This is a genomic window from Syntrophorhabdaceae bacterium, from assembly GCA_035541755.1.
GTDB lineage: Bacteria > Desulfobacterota > Syntrophorhabdia > Syntrophorhabdales > Syntrophorhabdaceae > PNOF01.
This window is the reverse complement of record DATKMQ010000128.1, coordinates 13448-27988: the sequence shown is the minus strand read 5'-3', so window position 1 is coordinate 27988 and position 14541 is coordinate 13448. Positions and strand designations below refer to the sequence as shown.

The window sequence follows — 14541 nt, the reverse complement described above, 5'->3', positions numbered from 1 at the left end:
GCTGGGCGACACACCGCTCTACTAAAGCGGGGTGCCAAGAAGTTGTTTCGTACGCGAGACACAGCTATCGTCATTCTGGGATGCCTGATAATGTCTGCCACCCAGTGTTATCCCGCTGACCCAGAGGCCAAGGTATTCGATCCGCCTTCAGGACGAAATCGTAATCTGCTTGCGCAGGCTGACGAACAGCTGAGCGCTTCGGGGTGGTTTAATAAAGGATTTGCGTTTACCACCTTCAATAAGAGCAAGGAAGCAATTCTTGCTTATACTCGAGCAATACAGTTGAATCCGGGATATGCGGCAGCCTACGTTAACCGCGGAGTTGAATATACTGCCATTGGAGAATACAACAAGGCGTTCAGGGACTTCGAAAAGGCAATTGAAATATCGCCAAAAATGGCCTCGGCTTACGCCAGCCGAGGCACTGCATATGCGGAGCTCGGAAATAACAATCAGGCGTTGAGCGACTACAACAGGGCAATAGAGCTGGATCCTACAATTGCGCTGGCCTATTACAATCGGGGACTTTGTTATGAAAAAATCGGCAATCAGCAGCACGCTATCACGGACTATGACAAGGCTATAGAACTAAGACCTAAATATGGAAAGGCTTATAGAAGCAGGGCAAGCGTTTACGTAAGTCTTGGCAATCATGCGAAAGCACTGAACGATTTTTCGCGAGCAATTGAATTGGATGGTAAAGATGAAGTGGCCTACTACGTCAGAGGGAACGAGTATAACGAATTGGGTGATCATCCTAAGGCCATAGCGGATTATGACAAGGCAATAGAACTAAGACCTGCATATGGCGCTGCCTACGCTAATCGAGGTTACGCATACTCACACATGGGCGATTATCACCATGCCATCAGGGACTATGACAAGGCCATAGAACTAAATCCCAAGGATGCGGAAGCTTATTATAGCCGGGGTTCAGCCTATGGCAAACTCGGAAACCACAAGCAAGACATAGAAGATTGCAAGACGGCTGCAAAATTGGGCCTGACGCAGGCCCAACAGTTTTTGCAAAGCAAAGGGATTACGTGGTAAGCCTGAAACGACCTACGTAGCAGGGTCAGTAACCATTAGGAGCCAAGAGATGTACCAACATGTCAAAATGATAGACACCCCACGAGACGAAACAACTATTTATAGGTATATGAGTTTTGCGAGATTAATGCACTTGTTGAAGTTCAAGAAATTGTATTTTGCGAGGCTTGATCACTTGGAGGACCAGATGGAGGGCATCCCAGTCAACATCCATTTGAGTGATCCGCATAAGGAGTCCTATCTGAGAATTAATAAGTATGTTAATTGCTGGCACATTAATGAGCATGAATCAGAGGCAATGTGGAAATTATATGGAGGGGTACCGGCGGAAAGCGTGGCTATCAAATCCTCCATCGGACGTGTTAAAGACGCTATTTGGGACGATCCGACACCGGTTATAATGGGCAAAGTTCATTACGAAGATAAGCCCGACGAGGAACTTCTCAGGAGTTTCTACGTTCAAGTCTATTGTAAAAGAAGAATTTATGCTCATGAACAAGAATTACGGCTTTGTGTCTCTGGATCAAACGAGAACCCACATTCTTGCTTATTTTCTCCTCCCCCAGAAATTAAGAATTATCGCGCGCTGTCGAAATTATTCGTTGACGAACGACGTCCTGATCATATACTTGTCAAAATAGACCTTTCTAAACTCATAGATACGATTGTAGCAGGGGCCGATTGGCTTCAGCCACTTATACGAAAAATCGTCCGTTCCATAAAAGGTTTGGGCACGTGCCCTGTCATTCTCGGAAACAGGGCGAGATGACATGCGAGGGCGGCAAAGCAATAATCAGAAAAGTTCATCCTGGGTGCCGTGGATTTTTTGATCTTAGCGGAGCCTAATAGAATGTAACAAAATGGTAGCTGCATATTAATTATTCGGTAAAAAAACACTACTCAAGGCGCTAACAGATCTCAACCGTGGAGGATGATAAAGTAAGGGACCAGATAGCACAGAACATGAGGGCGTATGGTGAAATGCGGTTTAAGCAACTCACATTGTTGCTGGCATGGTTAGCCATAGCTGCACAGGGGGCCTGTCAAGCTTCGGCTCCAAGCCATTCAAGCAAGCTGCGGCAAGGAAAGATGAACTCAGATCGAGTCCGTAGTCTCAGATCCACGGAATAAAGACCATGAGGGCATGATGCCGCATAACAAGCCGTTCCACCGGATCGGCGAGGAAAGGCGCTCGTCTCCCGGTGAACTTCATGTTGGGAAGGTGAAAAAACATGACTGAGATATACTTTTCAGACTACTTTTCTTTGTCACCGGATATTATGGAGGAGTACGGCGCTTTCGACGTATCGCTCGTAAATGATCTACCTGTATTCGTTGATCCATTCCTTCTGTTCAACAGCGAAAACACTATCTATCAACAGCTTCACAACGGAATCATAGACTACATGAGGTTTCTCAAGGAGGTTTCTTTGGCGGGTCAAGTAGCAGAACCGCTAGTGAGAGAATGGTTCACGTTTCCGGAGGTTAAGCAGAACTGGCTTGGGTTAAGCAAGGAAGGCAATAAAGGTCGAGGTCTGGGAATGGATTTCGCGAGGGCCTTGCACCGAAATTTGAATAATGTTTTTCGTGATTTTGGAGAGGAAGAAATAACCCGCAGCAGTCATCTTGAAAAGCTGTGCCTTATAAGAGATGGGGTGGGCCGAGATAATATTAGCGATTTTACAACGAACCTTATCAAGTACTACCTGGCAAATTACACTCAAGAGTTTGCGCTTCAATATCTACAAAGTTCCCAACGCAGGCGTGTTGCCCTTAGAAAAGTAGGATTCAATTACGGAACCCGTTCATGGACTACAGAGTACTTTGAGTTGCCTTATCACCGCTTCGAGTTACCGTACCCCCACGATGATTTTGTACTTCTAACACCAAGGGATATTTTCACAAAAGATGAGGCATGGATAAACCGCCCCGAGCTCCTTGACCGGTTTCCAGAGATTGCCCACGCATTGCCGGACGCTACACTACGTGCCCAAGTTAACGACTATCTCCTCAGGACAATCCCGCATGGGCCGAAGGTGACAAATAAAGAGGTGCGGGCCGCAATCAGCCGTGCAGTGGAGCGCTTTCCGCAGCTACTTGATTATTACATTCGTAATAAGGAACCAGCTATAACCTTACAGTGGACGTAACAGGATTAGCTGTTACGTATTCGTCAAACAATCAAGGGTGGGGATTAAGTGCCTCATGGGGAGGAAAGGGGTATGGGTTGGGCTACTACATCAACCAGACGAACACAACGATTTGGGCTCCTGGCAGGAAGTAATGAATCTATGAATCTGAGAGGCAGGAACATACGATGAATACGGCTTTGCATATTCTTAATTTTCTCATTAACCATCTATCTGTGAAGGAACTCATCTCGCTCAGTCTAGCATTCTTCTCCATTGTCGAGGAAATCTTTATACGTGTTTTGAGATTCTATCCCTATCGGTATGGATTGCTGGTTAGAAAAATAATGCTTAGTGAAGAGCAAATGACTACGTTGTTTTCCGGAGCAGCGAGCACGAGGAGAACACTGGTCAAAGTCCATGGTAACTCGGGCGAAGCGTATCTGCGGTTCAGATATCCGTCTTTGAGTCAGGGGCCGGTAGTTTTCGTTGGGCACGTCGCTTCACGAACTTCTGGCGTTTTAGATGTGCGGATAGGAATCGCCACGGCGCTTTTCCTTCTATCCGTGTCCGCGTATCCGTTCCTAGACAAGAGTGTCGGTCCGTACGACTTCGTCAATTTGCTGCTCGTAGCGGGCTTTCTCTACTGGTCTTACTTGCACTTTTTGACATGCATTCCTGGAAAGGGAGACATTGGAAGAATATTAGGAATCTGAAGGACACCTGGGGTCCAGGAAGATCATTATACGCGATCAGTTTCTCTCAGGTATTACCAGCACGTAGAACCGTGGCTAATTGTGTGTTTGTAGCTCGCTGAGGATTATAACCGACTTTGGTGGGCAGGCTCGATTATTTCAGAGGCGTATATAACTATATCTGAGGTTATGACGGCATAGTGGTTCAGTTCCACAGTCATGAATGCCCGTGCTGCATTGCACGCAGCGAGGTTGGCCGTCATTTGGCGCTCAAGCGATTTCTTCTTTGGACAGGTTGGCTACGTTATTCACTTGGCGGGGCGTGCTTTCATTGCGAGCACAGCATTCTCGTAATGAGGCCTACTCAACTTTTCACAAGCTCCCTATTTTGTCCCGCGTCCCACGTATGCTGTCCCAAAAACGCTCGTTTTGTGAGGTTTAGCGCACCGTAAGCAGAATCGCCCCTCGAAGGACCCGCTCTTTATTGATGCCGCCCTGCCCTACTGATGCCAATACATCGGCTTGGTCTGAGAGGTGCGAATCACATGAGTACGAATACCGGATAACCTTTGTAACTTCTAAGTAACACTTTCTATATATGATCAGATTTTGCTCTTCAATGCATTAATAAGGCCTCTGTATGGATAGAAGGTAACCTCAGCAACACTTGTAACACCAAAATGCATATATACCTCTCTAAGTGACCAACGCCCCGCATCTTCTACGGGCGAAGAATGTGCATTATTCAGAGAAAATCAGACCAAAATCTTGTCCAAACCATAGGGCTAAATCGGACGGATTTCTTGGTCGATCTACGCCCATTTAGTGCGAAATAGTGCCGAGTGAATTTTTGGACCGTTGACTATCAACGGTTTACAGCCTATAGAGCTCGGCTCGAAGCCCACTTTTCAACCCTGATACAAATTGAAACTTCGATTTCTAGTCTCGTTTTGAAACGTTGCATAAACCATTGACGTTAATAAATCCAGGGCATTCTTTATGAGGGATACTCTTTACCACTCGAAACCGTTGATTTCATACGAGCGAATACTCGCTTCTATTTCGCTTCTATGCGTCTTACAAACCGTTGATAGTCAATTTGGTTGTAGAATTCGAGACCCTTGACCTGAAGGCCGTGAAGAAGGACTTGAGCGAACTGATGACGAGGTCGCAGGACTGGTGGCCGGCGGATTTCGGTCACTATGGACCCTTGTTTATCCGCATGGCGTGGCACAGCGCCGGCACCTACCGAGTGGGCGACGGCCGCGGCGGTGCGGGAAGAGGCAGCCAGCGCCTGGCGCCGCTCAACAGCTGGCCCGACAATGCGAACCTCGACAAGGCGCGCCGATTGCTCTGGCCGATCAAAAAGAAGTATGGCCGCAAAATTTCCTGGGCCGATCTCATGATCCTCGCGGGTAACGTGGCCCTGGAATCTATGGGCTTCAAGACCTTCGGCTTCGCCGGCGGGCGCGAGGACGTCTGGGAACCGGAAAAGGATATATACTGGGGCTCCGAGAGTGAGTGGCTTGACGACAAGCGTTACACGGGTGAGAGGGAACTCGAGAATCCCCTCGCCGCCGTTCAGATGGGCCTTATCTATGTGAATCCGGAAGGGCCGAACGGGAACCCTGATCCGATCGCTGCGGCGCGGGATATCCGCGAGAGCTTCGGTCGCATGGCTATGAACGACGAGGAGACCGTGGCGCTGATCGCGGGCGGGCACACATTCGGTAAGACCCACGGAGCGGGAGACAAGTCACTGGTAGGTCCGGAGCCGGAAGCCGCCCCCATCGAAGAACAGGGCCTCGGCTGGAAGAGCGCCTTTGGTACGGGCAAGGCTAACGATGCGATTACCGGAGGCCCGGAAGTGATCTGGACCAACACCCCTACGAAGTGGAGCAACAATTTTTTCCGAATCTTATTCAGCTTCGAATGGGAACTGACCAAGAGTCCGGCCGGTGCGTACCAATGGAAGCCCAAAGGAGACGCAGGCGCCGGTACCGTGCCCGATCCACACGACCCATCAAAGCGTCACGCGCCGTCCATGCTGACCACAGACCTCTCTCTGCGCTTTGACCCTGTGTACGAAAAGATCTCGAGGCGCTTCTATGAGCGCCCCGATCAACTCGCGGATGCATTCGCCTGTGCGTGGTTCAAGCTGACCCACCGCGATATGGGACCGCGAGCGCGCTATCTCGGGCCCGAGGTTCCTTTAGAAGAGCTCATCTGGCAAGATCCCATCCCTGCCGTCAATCACAAACTGATTGATGGAGAGGACATCGCCTTCCTCAAGACCAGGATTTTGTCTTCTGGTCTCTCTGTGTCGGAGTTGGTTTCGACCGCGTGGGCGTCGGCGTCCACCTTCCGTGGCTCCGACAAGCGCGGTGGCGCCAACGGCGCCCGCATCCGTCTGGCACCGCAAAAGGACTGGGAAGTCAATGAGCCTGCCCGGCTCGAGAAGGTGCTCAGAACGTTGCAGGGCATCCAAAGCGCCTTTAACAGCGCGGCCTCAGGCGGTAAGAAAATATCACTCGCTGACCTCATTGTTCTCGCCGGCTGCGCAGGCGTAGAGCAAGCTGCGAAGAATGCGGGTCACGACGTAGCAGTTCCCTTCACGCCGGGACGTATGGACGCCTCACAGGAGCAAACTGATGCGAAGTCGTTCGCTGTACTTGAGCCGGCCGCGGACGGGTTCCGCAACTATTTAAAGACCAAATATGCAGTGAGACCAGAGGAACTGCTCGTTGATCGCGCGCAGCTTCTCACATTGACCGCGCCCGAGATGACGGTTCTCGTGGGCGGCATGCGCGTGCTCAAGACCAACTTCGGAGGGTCTCAGCATGGCGTCTTCACCAGGCGTCCGGAGGCGCTTACCAATGACTTCTTCGTGAATTTGCTCGACATGAGCACAACGTGGGAGGCAACCTCGGAAGACGATAATCTATTCGAGGGTCGTGATCGCGTAAGCGGCGCACTTAAGTGGACCGGCACACGTGTCGATTTGATCTTCGGTTCGAACTCCCAGCTGAGGGCCCTGGCCGAGGTTTACGCGTGTGAGGACTCCCGGGAGAAGTTCGTCAATGACTTTGTGGCGGTGTGGAACAAAGTGATGAACCTTGACCGTTTCGACCTCTCTTGATCATGACGTAAGGTCTTTCGAGGTTTCTGGTAGGCGATGGTATACCCATCGTCAGGCGGATATGCTAAGGGAATCAAGTAATTCAACAAACAAAATGGAGGTATACATGGCAACGTTAAAGGGATCACAGACGGAAAAAAATCTGCTCAAGGCCTTCGCAGGCGAATCTCAGGCAAGAAACCGATACACCTATTTTTCTTCTCAGGCAAAAAAAGAGGGATACGAACAGATCGCATGGCTATTTGCTGACACGGCGGACAACGAGAAAGAACACGCCGAGAGGTTCTTTTCGTTCCTTCAGGGAGGCGATCTGGAAATCGTAGCCACGTTTCCTGCAGGACTCGTGGGCACAACCGCGGAGAACCTTGAGGCCGCGGCGGCCGGTGAGCACCTCGAGTGGGGCATGCTCTATCCTGATTTTGCAGAAGTGGCAGAAAAGGAGGGCTTTTCGGAGATTGCGAATGTCTTCCGCATGATCGCCGTGGCGGAGACGGGACATGAAAAGCGCTACCTCGCCCTTCTCGAGAACATAAAAAGGAACAGGGTCTTCAAGAGAGATGCCTCGATGAAGTGGAGGTGCAGGAACTGCGGATATATCCACGAAGGTACCGATGCGCCAGCCGAATGCCCCGCCTGTGCCCATCCGCGGGACCACTACGAGCTCGCGGCAGAGAACTATTGAGGCGAACCATCAGCGTCCGCTGACAGAAGAATTCGTGGTAATGATTCATAGAGGGTTTGTATGGAGCCGTCCCACTTTCCAGACAGTCCGAACGAACCGAGCTTTCCCTCAACGGTCATTAAAAAGGGAGAAATTTACTCCGGCAAAACCATCTACAAATTCTCAGTAAAATAATAGTTACGACTTAGAAAAAAAGGGGGGCCGATCTCAGCCCCCTTCTTTTTGCATACTCCGCTTTACACCATCCGCTATTCCCCGATCCAGGCATCCTCCGGGGTCCATTGCACATCCACGGTGGCGCCCACCCCTGTGTCATGTACTTTATTGCTGATGAAAGAAATGCGAGGCAAGGTAAAGTAAAAACCGGCAAGGGCGTATTTGTCGATCAACATCTTCTGGGCGTCCCATACCCACTTTTGTTTGGCTTTGGCATCCGGCGCCGCGAGCGCCTTGGTGATCGCCTGCTCGTAATCGGCAGGGGCTAGCATCGTATTCTTCAAGTAGGAGCGGGATGAGAAATTGACTGAGAGGTTCTTGGCCGCGTCCGGTTCTGAAAGGGGAGCATTGTGCACGATCAGGGCATTCTCCCAGCCTCCCCTGAGCACAGAGGTATGTTTGGGAGGAGTGACCACTTCGACTTCCGCAATAATACCCACTTTTTCAAGATATCCTTGAATGGCGACCACGGGGTCCGAGAAAAAAGCAATAGACGGCGTTATGATTTTGGTTTTGAATCCCCGGGGATAGCCCGCTTCTGCCAAAAGCTTCTTTGCCTTATTCGGGTCATAGGGGTAGCCTTTCACGTTTGGATTATTCCCCCATGAGTTGGGAGGAGCATACTGGTTCGCGATTTGCCCGAGACCGAACGTGAAACTTTTTGCCAGCGCCTGTTTATCAATAGCGTATTCTATAGCCTGTCTCACCTTAATGTTGGCGAAGGGTGACCTGGGGTGGCCGCTGTCGCCCATGAGACAGAATGTGAGCGCTGACAATTGGCAGAATGCCCCGTAGTACTTGCCGGTCGCCTTTAAGTCTTCCACATCCTTGGGCTGCACATTGGCAAGATCGTCTACCTCGCCCCTTTTGAATGCTGCGAGGCGCGACACGGGATCGGTAATAATCACCCATTCGATAGCATCGAGATAGGATTTGCCTTTCTGCCAGTATGAGTCGAACTTTTCGTACTTAATGCCAACGTCCCTCTGCCAGCTCACGAATTTAAAGGGACCGGTGCCCACCGGATGAGTTCGACACCAGTCCGCGCCGTTTGCTTTGAAAGCCGTGGGAGAGATCATCATACCCGCATAACTCGCAAGGTTGCCGATGAGGGCGCTGTCCCATTCCGACAGGTTCAGCCTGACCATGGATTCATTCACGACATCGATAGACGTGACTGCCTTGAGCTCCGGATTATCGGAGGTCCTGTATCGCTCCAAATTCCATCTGATCGCCTCGGCATCGCAGGTTGTTTTATCGTGGAACTTGACACCGCCACGCACGCTGAGCGTCACGGAGTGCAGGTCTTTGCCCACTTTGAAGCCGGTCAAAAGCCAGGGGACCAGATTGCCTTTTTCATCGTAACGAAGCAGGGTTTCAATAGCAGGCCTGGACATCTTTACGCTCGTCAGATCAAAAGGCCTCCCCGCCGGATCACCCAGTTGCTGGGCGTCGTTGTCGTAATGCCGCCTGAGCACTCCACCGTACCTGGGTGTTAGTTTCGCCTTTTGCGCCGCAGGCTTCGTAGCCTTGGCTTTGGTGTTAGCGGGCTCAGCTGATCCCTTTGTCTGTAACTGTGGCATAAAACATGCCCATACAAGACCAAGAGTCAGCACCAAAACGCTTCTTACAAGGGCTCTTTTTTTCATGTTCACTCCTTGCCTTTTGATTTCACAAATCTTCCGATGCCCGTCCAAATCCTTATGAGCCTTGTCTCACTCACGCACTGCTTGTGTCCAACACCATACCTGAATCGGCGCTCAGCCGATTGACTTGAGGCAAGGCTCTTTTCATCTTACAGCACCTCAGTTAATTGCCCGATGTGGGTCAATCCTTCCAGATTCATTACCATCTGAACTATCTCCTGGATAGTTTTCTCAGGTATTTTTTTCTCGGAATAGGATGCGCAATTTTTGAATTTCGCAATAAGCGACTGAGCGTCCATGGGATTAAGGGGCTGGCCGTAGACAAGACGGATATTTCTGGATTTGACCTCTCCGTCTTTGAGCTTCATCTCGACATAGCCTTCCTCCGAGGAATGTTTCCATACCTCATCGGCAATAACCTCGCAGGTCACCCTTTCTGCAATCTGCAAAACCTCTCTACTTTTCAGGGCGTCAGCAGTGAAGTGATCGAGCGTCACTGCGCCGCGGACCAGGGCAACGGCAACGGTAAAGGGAATACTGAATTTGGCGTCGATGGCAACCGCGGGATGTCTTTTTCTTTCCAGAGGCTCGCATAACCGCCGGTTGAGAGGGCTCTCACCCACCACAACCTTGACCGCCTCTATGTCTTCGGGTCCGATATTGCCTTCCCTCGCCAGTTCGATAGCTCCCTGGATGTATGCGTGAGTGCCCCTGCAGCTTGGCCACGGCTTGAAAGCGATATTGGCGCTCTCGAAGGTTACGCCCAAATCTTTCAGCAACACGTCCGAATCGTAATTCCCGTTTGCAAAAAGACCGAACAATCCGGCTTTGCCCTCGATAGGATAGTCGAACCCGCGTACCCCATCCTTGACCAACAGGGCCGATAACACGCCTGATTTTGCGGCGAAGCTATCTCTCACGGCCCGCATGTAGGAGCGAGGGCTGGAGACGATTTCGGCCGTGCACGTCGCCTGGCAGAGGCACAGCGAAAGGGCGTCGACGATCTGCTCCGGCGTGAGCCCGAGGAGTTTGGATGCGGTTGCCGTGGCGCCGAAGGCCCCTAAGATCGGTGGCGTATACCAGCCGTGGTCCAGAGGATTATCTTTGAGGGCGAGCCCCAGCCTGCAGACTATGTCGCTGCCTAAGGTGAGAGCCGTGATCAATTCCTTGCCACCCGTCTTGCCGGTTGCCTCAGCTACGGCGAGCCCCGCGGGAATGGGGGCCGCATTGGAGTGAACCAGCGCCCCCTCATGGGCGTCTTCAAAATCGAGGGCATGAGCCATGGCCCCGTTCGCGAAGGCCGCCATGTAACTGGGGACCCTGGCGTTAAAGCCGATGATCGTGCTTTCCGGTTTGCCGCCTCCTCTTTTTGCAAGTTCCACAAAGAGGCGACACCCCTCGCCCAGGGTTGTCGCACCAAGAATAACGCCTATCCCGTCAAGAAGGGCCTTCTTGGTTACATCCGCCGCCTCGTGGGGCAGGTCATCGTAATCGGTTTCGTAGATGTATTGCGCTAGCGCGAAAGATTCATTCATTTTCACCTAATCCATTGCGAGTCCCACATGTTCACGGGTTCGCGAGCCTGCTACGGGCGCCCTAACGGGTACGTGCGTACGAGTGGCCCCACGCTTTCCCGCTGTCGATAGTTCAATGAGCCGGCTCGACCGTCACCTCGTCTTCACTCCACGTATAATGGGCGTTAAGCCCCGCGATTCTCGAAATTGAGTCCATGTAATCGAACAGCATCTGTCCCTTTTCATCCTGTCGGAGCACTTCCGGCTGACCCTCTTTATTGATGAGACAGGGGAGGTAACTCACGCGTGCAATTGAACGGTCTTCAACCTCGAATTTGGCGATGACGGTCTTAAGAGTTTCGGGATGATACGGATGCCTGGGGTATTCGGGGTCCGGCTCAACCCATGGCCCAAGCAGATCTTTATGTTTGTCCACGAAATTCCGCACAGCCCAGGGCGGCCTATCGGCCGCCTCACGGGGCCGTTTACTTACAACGAAGTTACCCAGGCCGTGAAAGATGGCCTTGCTCTTATAGTATTCCACCCCGCGCAGCATATGCGCATGGTGACCGATCACGCAATCTGCACCCGCATCGATTGCAGCGTAGGACACCTGCTGTTCGTACATGGCAAGTTTTGCGGGCACAAAGCCCAGGCCTTTGTGTAAACAGACCGTGACGATGTCGCAGCGGCCTTTAAGAGCGCGGATATCATCGACCATCTCGTTTACGCTATAAGGCACGGCGAAGGTGTAAACCGTGGGGGCCGCCCCGGGGGTCGGGTGCTCCAGTTCGTAAGCCGCAACCACGTGGATGTAAGCGCAGCCTGGTTTTTCCGGCGTAGCCCATGTGGCCTTAGGCCCGGTGCAGTTATAGTTGAGAAAACCAAAAATAGTCCCCTCACGCTCAACGATTGCCGGGCGTCTTGCCTCGCCTATATTCATACCTGCTCCGATGGTGGTGATACCAAGGTCGCGAAGTCCGTGCACGGTGTCTTGGATGCCGGGCGCCCCCGAATCCCAGATGTGGTTTCCGGCGAGCGTGATGATATGAAAACCTGCGTTCGCCAGCGCTCTCATATTAGCCGGATCGCACGAAGGTGTGGCGAAAATCTCCGTGGGTACTTCTACATAATACTTGTCTATGCTGCGCGATGTGAACGGCGCCTCTCCCTGTCCGATAAGAATATCTGCCCCCGTTAGCGTAGGGCGAGCCAGCTCAAAACACAAATCAGGCTCCGGACCTCCAAGTATCAAATCTCCTACGGCAAGCATGGTCAACATTCTCTTCGTCACCTTCCATCCCACTGATGACAGTGAGCGTTCATTGCCTGGCTTTAGCTCTCCTTTTCTCTCCAATCAACAGGTGGATAATATTCTGTCACCTTCAGGAAAAACCCACGCCACTTGACAAATTATAGATCCTCGACAACCGGAACGAGCTGTATGATAATTTGTGTGGATCATACGGTAACTTTATGTTACCGTATCGAAACGGGCGCTGTCAAGGTTATATGTGATGGAATAGGCGGCCAGAGGGGCTTAATAAGCATGGACTTACACAAACGCTTTTTTTAGCTCGACAAATAAAAGTGTGATAAGATTGATGGCCTGGCGAGATATCCTCGCTAAGAAACTTAATCCCTAAGAGGTGCGAATGAGACTGAGAAGAGCGAGCGAAAAGCTTGCCGGGGATTGCGTAACTGAGCTTTCGTCCTGCCATTTCACGAGGCTCATGATGCTTTCCGACGTAATCAACCGATATGTCAACATAGCTTTGAAAGATGAGGTTAACTGGCTGAAGATGGGTGTTCTTATCAACCTTGCCCTCTCCGATAAAGGCATCGCGCCGAGTGAACTGGCAAGAAATCTTCTGCGACCCAAACAGAACGCGACGACCATTCTCAACAATCTTGAAAAAGAGGGTCTTGTGGCAAGAAACCGGGGGAAGCGCGACCGCCGTGTTGTTCAGGTCTTCATTACCACGGACGGACTCAAGTACATCCTTGAATCTTTGAGAAAGATCGCGCCGGTTGAGAGAGAATTAACATATTGTCTCAATGAGCCTGAGCTTACGGCCATATCTGTGATGGTAAAAAAGATAAGAAGACACATGGTGAGCCTGGTAATGGGAAATCCGGACCATATCAAGAACCAGATAAAGGGCGTTCGACGCCCCTTACGGCACCAACCTGTGCGCAAAAGAGGCGTCTCGCGTTAAACCGAACGATTAAGGATGATCAGGCACCCACACTCTGTGGGGCGCAACCCATCTGCCGCTTACATATTGGCCCGGCACCTCGACCCATTGTCCCGGTCCGAGGGCGCCGCCCGTACCTGAGGCAGCAGCCGAATCAGGGTAAGCATAAGCCTGATTGGGAACATACACGGGTTGAGGCGCCGCGTAGACAACCGTCGGTTGAGGGTAGACATACACGGGTGCCGGCGCATAGTACCGGGGCCTGGCTATCGCAGTGCCGAGAAGGATCCCGCCCGCGAATGCTCCGGCTCCCCACCAACCCCAGCCGCCTCTGAAGCCTCTGGCCTGGCTCGGAGTTGAAAGAGCAAGAGAGATGCCGATGAGGGCAACGATAACAATTACAAGACTCCTTTTTTTCATGGATGCCTCCTTGATTCTCTTATCACCGAAATGATACTGCGCAGAACGTCGCTTATGCGTGAAGAAATCTCTGTCATAGCCTCACCCCACGTCATAGCGGCTTCACCGGTGATGATCCCAGTGTCTCTCCCTTTCCCATCTTCTCCAGTTCCCCTGCAGTTCTATGTATGGCACCGGCCGGTAACCCGGGGGCATTACCCTGCGGTAGTCGGGAGGAATGCCGATGATAGGCGGAGGAACCGCTCGGGCGCCGACGTATACCCATGGTCCATTATATCCTGCACCTCTGTACCAGTGACCCCCGTAGGGACGATACCAGTAGCCGTGGTAGAAGAAGATATCTACCCCGATGTCCGGAACATAGTAAACGTAAGACCCCGGTATGGGAACCACCGTCGGCGGCGTCTCTATCACATATGCAGGGGGGAAAGCGCCCTGTGGAACTGCCACCGCGGCCCCGGCGCCACCCGGATTCACCGGCACCCACGTTCTGTGCGGCGGCACCCACTGCCCGTTCACCCACTGCCCGGGAACTTCGACCCACTCGCCGGGAGGCTGATCGGAAGGCGGAGGAGGCGCATTCATGGGCCTCGATACCTGGGCAAGGCGTGTATCCGTCCGATTCTGGTCCATGGCATTTCCGGCCACAGCGCCTATGAGCGCCCCTGACGCTGCGCCTATAAGGGTGCCAGCCGTGTTGCGACCGATCGCCTGGCCGGCCAGTGCACCTCCGAGGGCGCCTATGACGGCGCCTTTCTGAGTATTGTAACCATCAGAAGCCCGGACAACGCTCGAGAATCCACACACAAGTAGCATCAAACAGAAGGTAACAACTCTTTTCATATACCATCT

The 14541-nt window shown here is 52.0% G+C and carries 11 protein-coding genes; 6 read left to right on the top strand and 5 right to left on the bottom strand.

The window, feature by feature from the left end; all coding sequences use genetic code 11:
- From VMT62_13015 to VMT62_12995, 5 genes are all read left to right on the top strand, one after another.
- A partial coding sequence (locus VMT62_13015; protein HVN97342.1) for a tetratricopeptide repeat protein occupies window positions 1-1050 on the top strand: 1050 nt, incomplete at its 5' end.
- 49 nt (window positions 1051-1099) lie between these two features.
- A complete protein-coding gene (locus VMT62_13010) occupies window positions 1100-1819 on the top strand; it encodes a hypothetical protein (protein HVN97341.1) in 720 nt (239 codons plus the stop codon).
- Window positions 1820-2282: 463 nt separating this feature from the next.
- Complete coding sequence (locus tag VMT62_13005; protein ID HVN97340.1) at window positions 2283-3200, top strand: hypothetical protein; 918 nt, start codon at window positions 2283-2285, stop codon at window positions 3198-3200.
- Between the two features lie 1773 nt (window positions 3201-4973).
- Window positions 4974-7013: a catalase/peroxidase HPI gene (gene katG, locus VMT62_13000; protein HVN97339.1), complete on the top strand. Its 2040-nt coding sequence runs from the start codon at window positions 4974-4976 to the stop codon at window positions 7011-7013.
- A gap of 106 nt (window positions 7014-7119) precedes the next feature.
- Window positions 7120-7695: a rubrerythrin family protein gene (locus tag VMT62_12995; GenBank protein ID HVN97338.1), complete on the top strand. Its 576-nt coding sequence runs from the start codon at window positions 7120-7122 to the stop codon at window positions 7693-7695.
- 248 nt (window positions 7696-7943) lie between these two features.
- On the opposite strand, the gene VMT62_12990 is transcribed toward VMT62_12995, so the two are convergent.
- The 3 genes from VMT62_12990 to VMT62_12980 form a co-directional block, all read right to left on the bottom strand.
- Window positions 7944-9560, bottom strand: a complete 1617-nt coding sequence (locus tag VMT62_12990; protein HVN97337.1) for an ABC transporter substrate-binding protein — start codon at window positions 9558-9560, stop codon at window positions 7944-7946.
- Window positions 9561-9706: 146 nt separating this feature from the next.
- On the bottom strand, window positions 9707-11092 hold the full coding sequence (locus tag VMT62_12985) for an MmgE/PrpD family protein (protein ID HVN97336.1): 1386 nt from the start codon (window positions 11090-11092) through the stop codon (window positions 9707-9709).
- Between the two features lie 112 nt (window positions 11093-11204).
- Complete coding sequence (locus VMT62_12980; protein HVN97335.1) at window positions 11205-12365, bottom strand: CapA family protein; 1161 nt, start codon at window positions 12363-12365, stop codon at window positions 11205-11207.
- Between the two features lie 361 nt (window positions 12366-12726).
- On the opposite strand from VMT62_12980, the gene VMT62_12975 reads away from it, so the two are divergent.
- On the top strand, window positions 12727-13290 hold the full coding sequence (locus VMT62_12975; GenBank protein ID HVN97334.1) for a MarR family transcriptional regulator: 564 nt from the start codon (window positions 12727-12729) through the stop codon (window positions 13288-13290).
- 9 nt (window positions 13291-13299) lie between these two features.
- On the opposite strand, the gene VMT62_12970 is transcribed toward VMT62_12975, so the two are convergent.
- Together VMT62_12970 and VMT62_12965 are read right to left on the bottom strand one after the other, a co-directional pair.
- Window positions 13300-13689 carry a hypothetical protein gene (locus VMT62_12970; GenBank protein HVN97333.1) on the bottom strand — a complete coding sequence of 130 codons (390 nt, stop codon included), beginning with the start codon at window positions 13687-13689 and terminating at the stop codon, window positions 13300-13302.
- Window positions 13690-13791: 102 nt separating this feature from the next.
- Window positions 13792-14532, bottom strand: a complete 741-nt coding sequence (locus VMT62_12965) for a glycine zipper family protein (GenBank protein HVN97332.1) — start codon at window positions 14530-14532, stop codon at window positions 13792-13794.
- Between the last annotated feature and the right edge of the window lie 9 nt (window positions 14533-14541).

Bases quoted from the DNA above. Each gene is read 5' to 3' on its own strand.
- VMT62_12965 (HVN97332.1), bottom strand. From the start codon at position 14,532: ATGAAAAGAGTTGTTACCTTCTGTTTGATGCTACTTGTGTGTGGATTC.
- VMT62_12970 (HVN97333.1), bottom strand. From the start codon at position 13,689: ATGAAAAAAAGGAGTCTTGTAATTGTTATCGTTGCCCTCATCGGCATC.
- VMT62_12975 (HVN97334.1), top strand. From the start codon at position 12,727: ATGAGACTGAGAAGAGCGAGCGAAAAGCTTGCCGGGGATTGCGTAACT.
- VMT62_13010 (HVN97341.1), top strand. From the start codon at position 1,100: ATGTACCAACATGTCAAAATGATAGACACCCCACGAGACGAAACAACT.
- VMT62_12990 (HVN97337.1), bottom strand. From the start codon at position 9,560: ATGAAAAAAAGAGCCCTTGTAAGAAGCGTTTTGGTGCTGACTCTTGGT.
- VMT62_13005 (HVN97340.1), top strand. From the start codon at position 2,283: ATGACTGAGATATACTTTTCAGACTACTTTTCTTTGTCACCGGATATT.
- VMT62_12995 (HVN97338.1), top strand. From the start codon at position 7,120: ATGGCAACGTTAAAGGGATCACAGACGGAAAAAAATCTGCTCAAGGCC.
- VMT62_12985 (HVN97336.1), bottom strand. From the start codon at position 11,092: ATGAATGAATCTTTCGCGCTAGCGCAATACATCTACGAAACCGATTAC.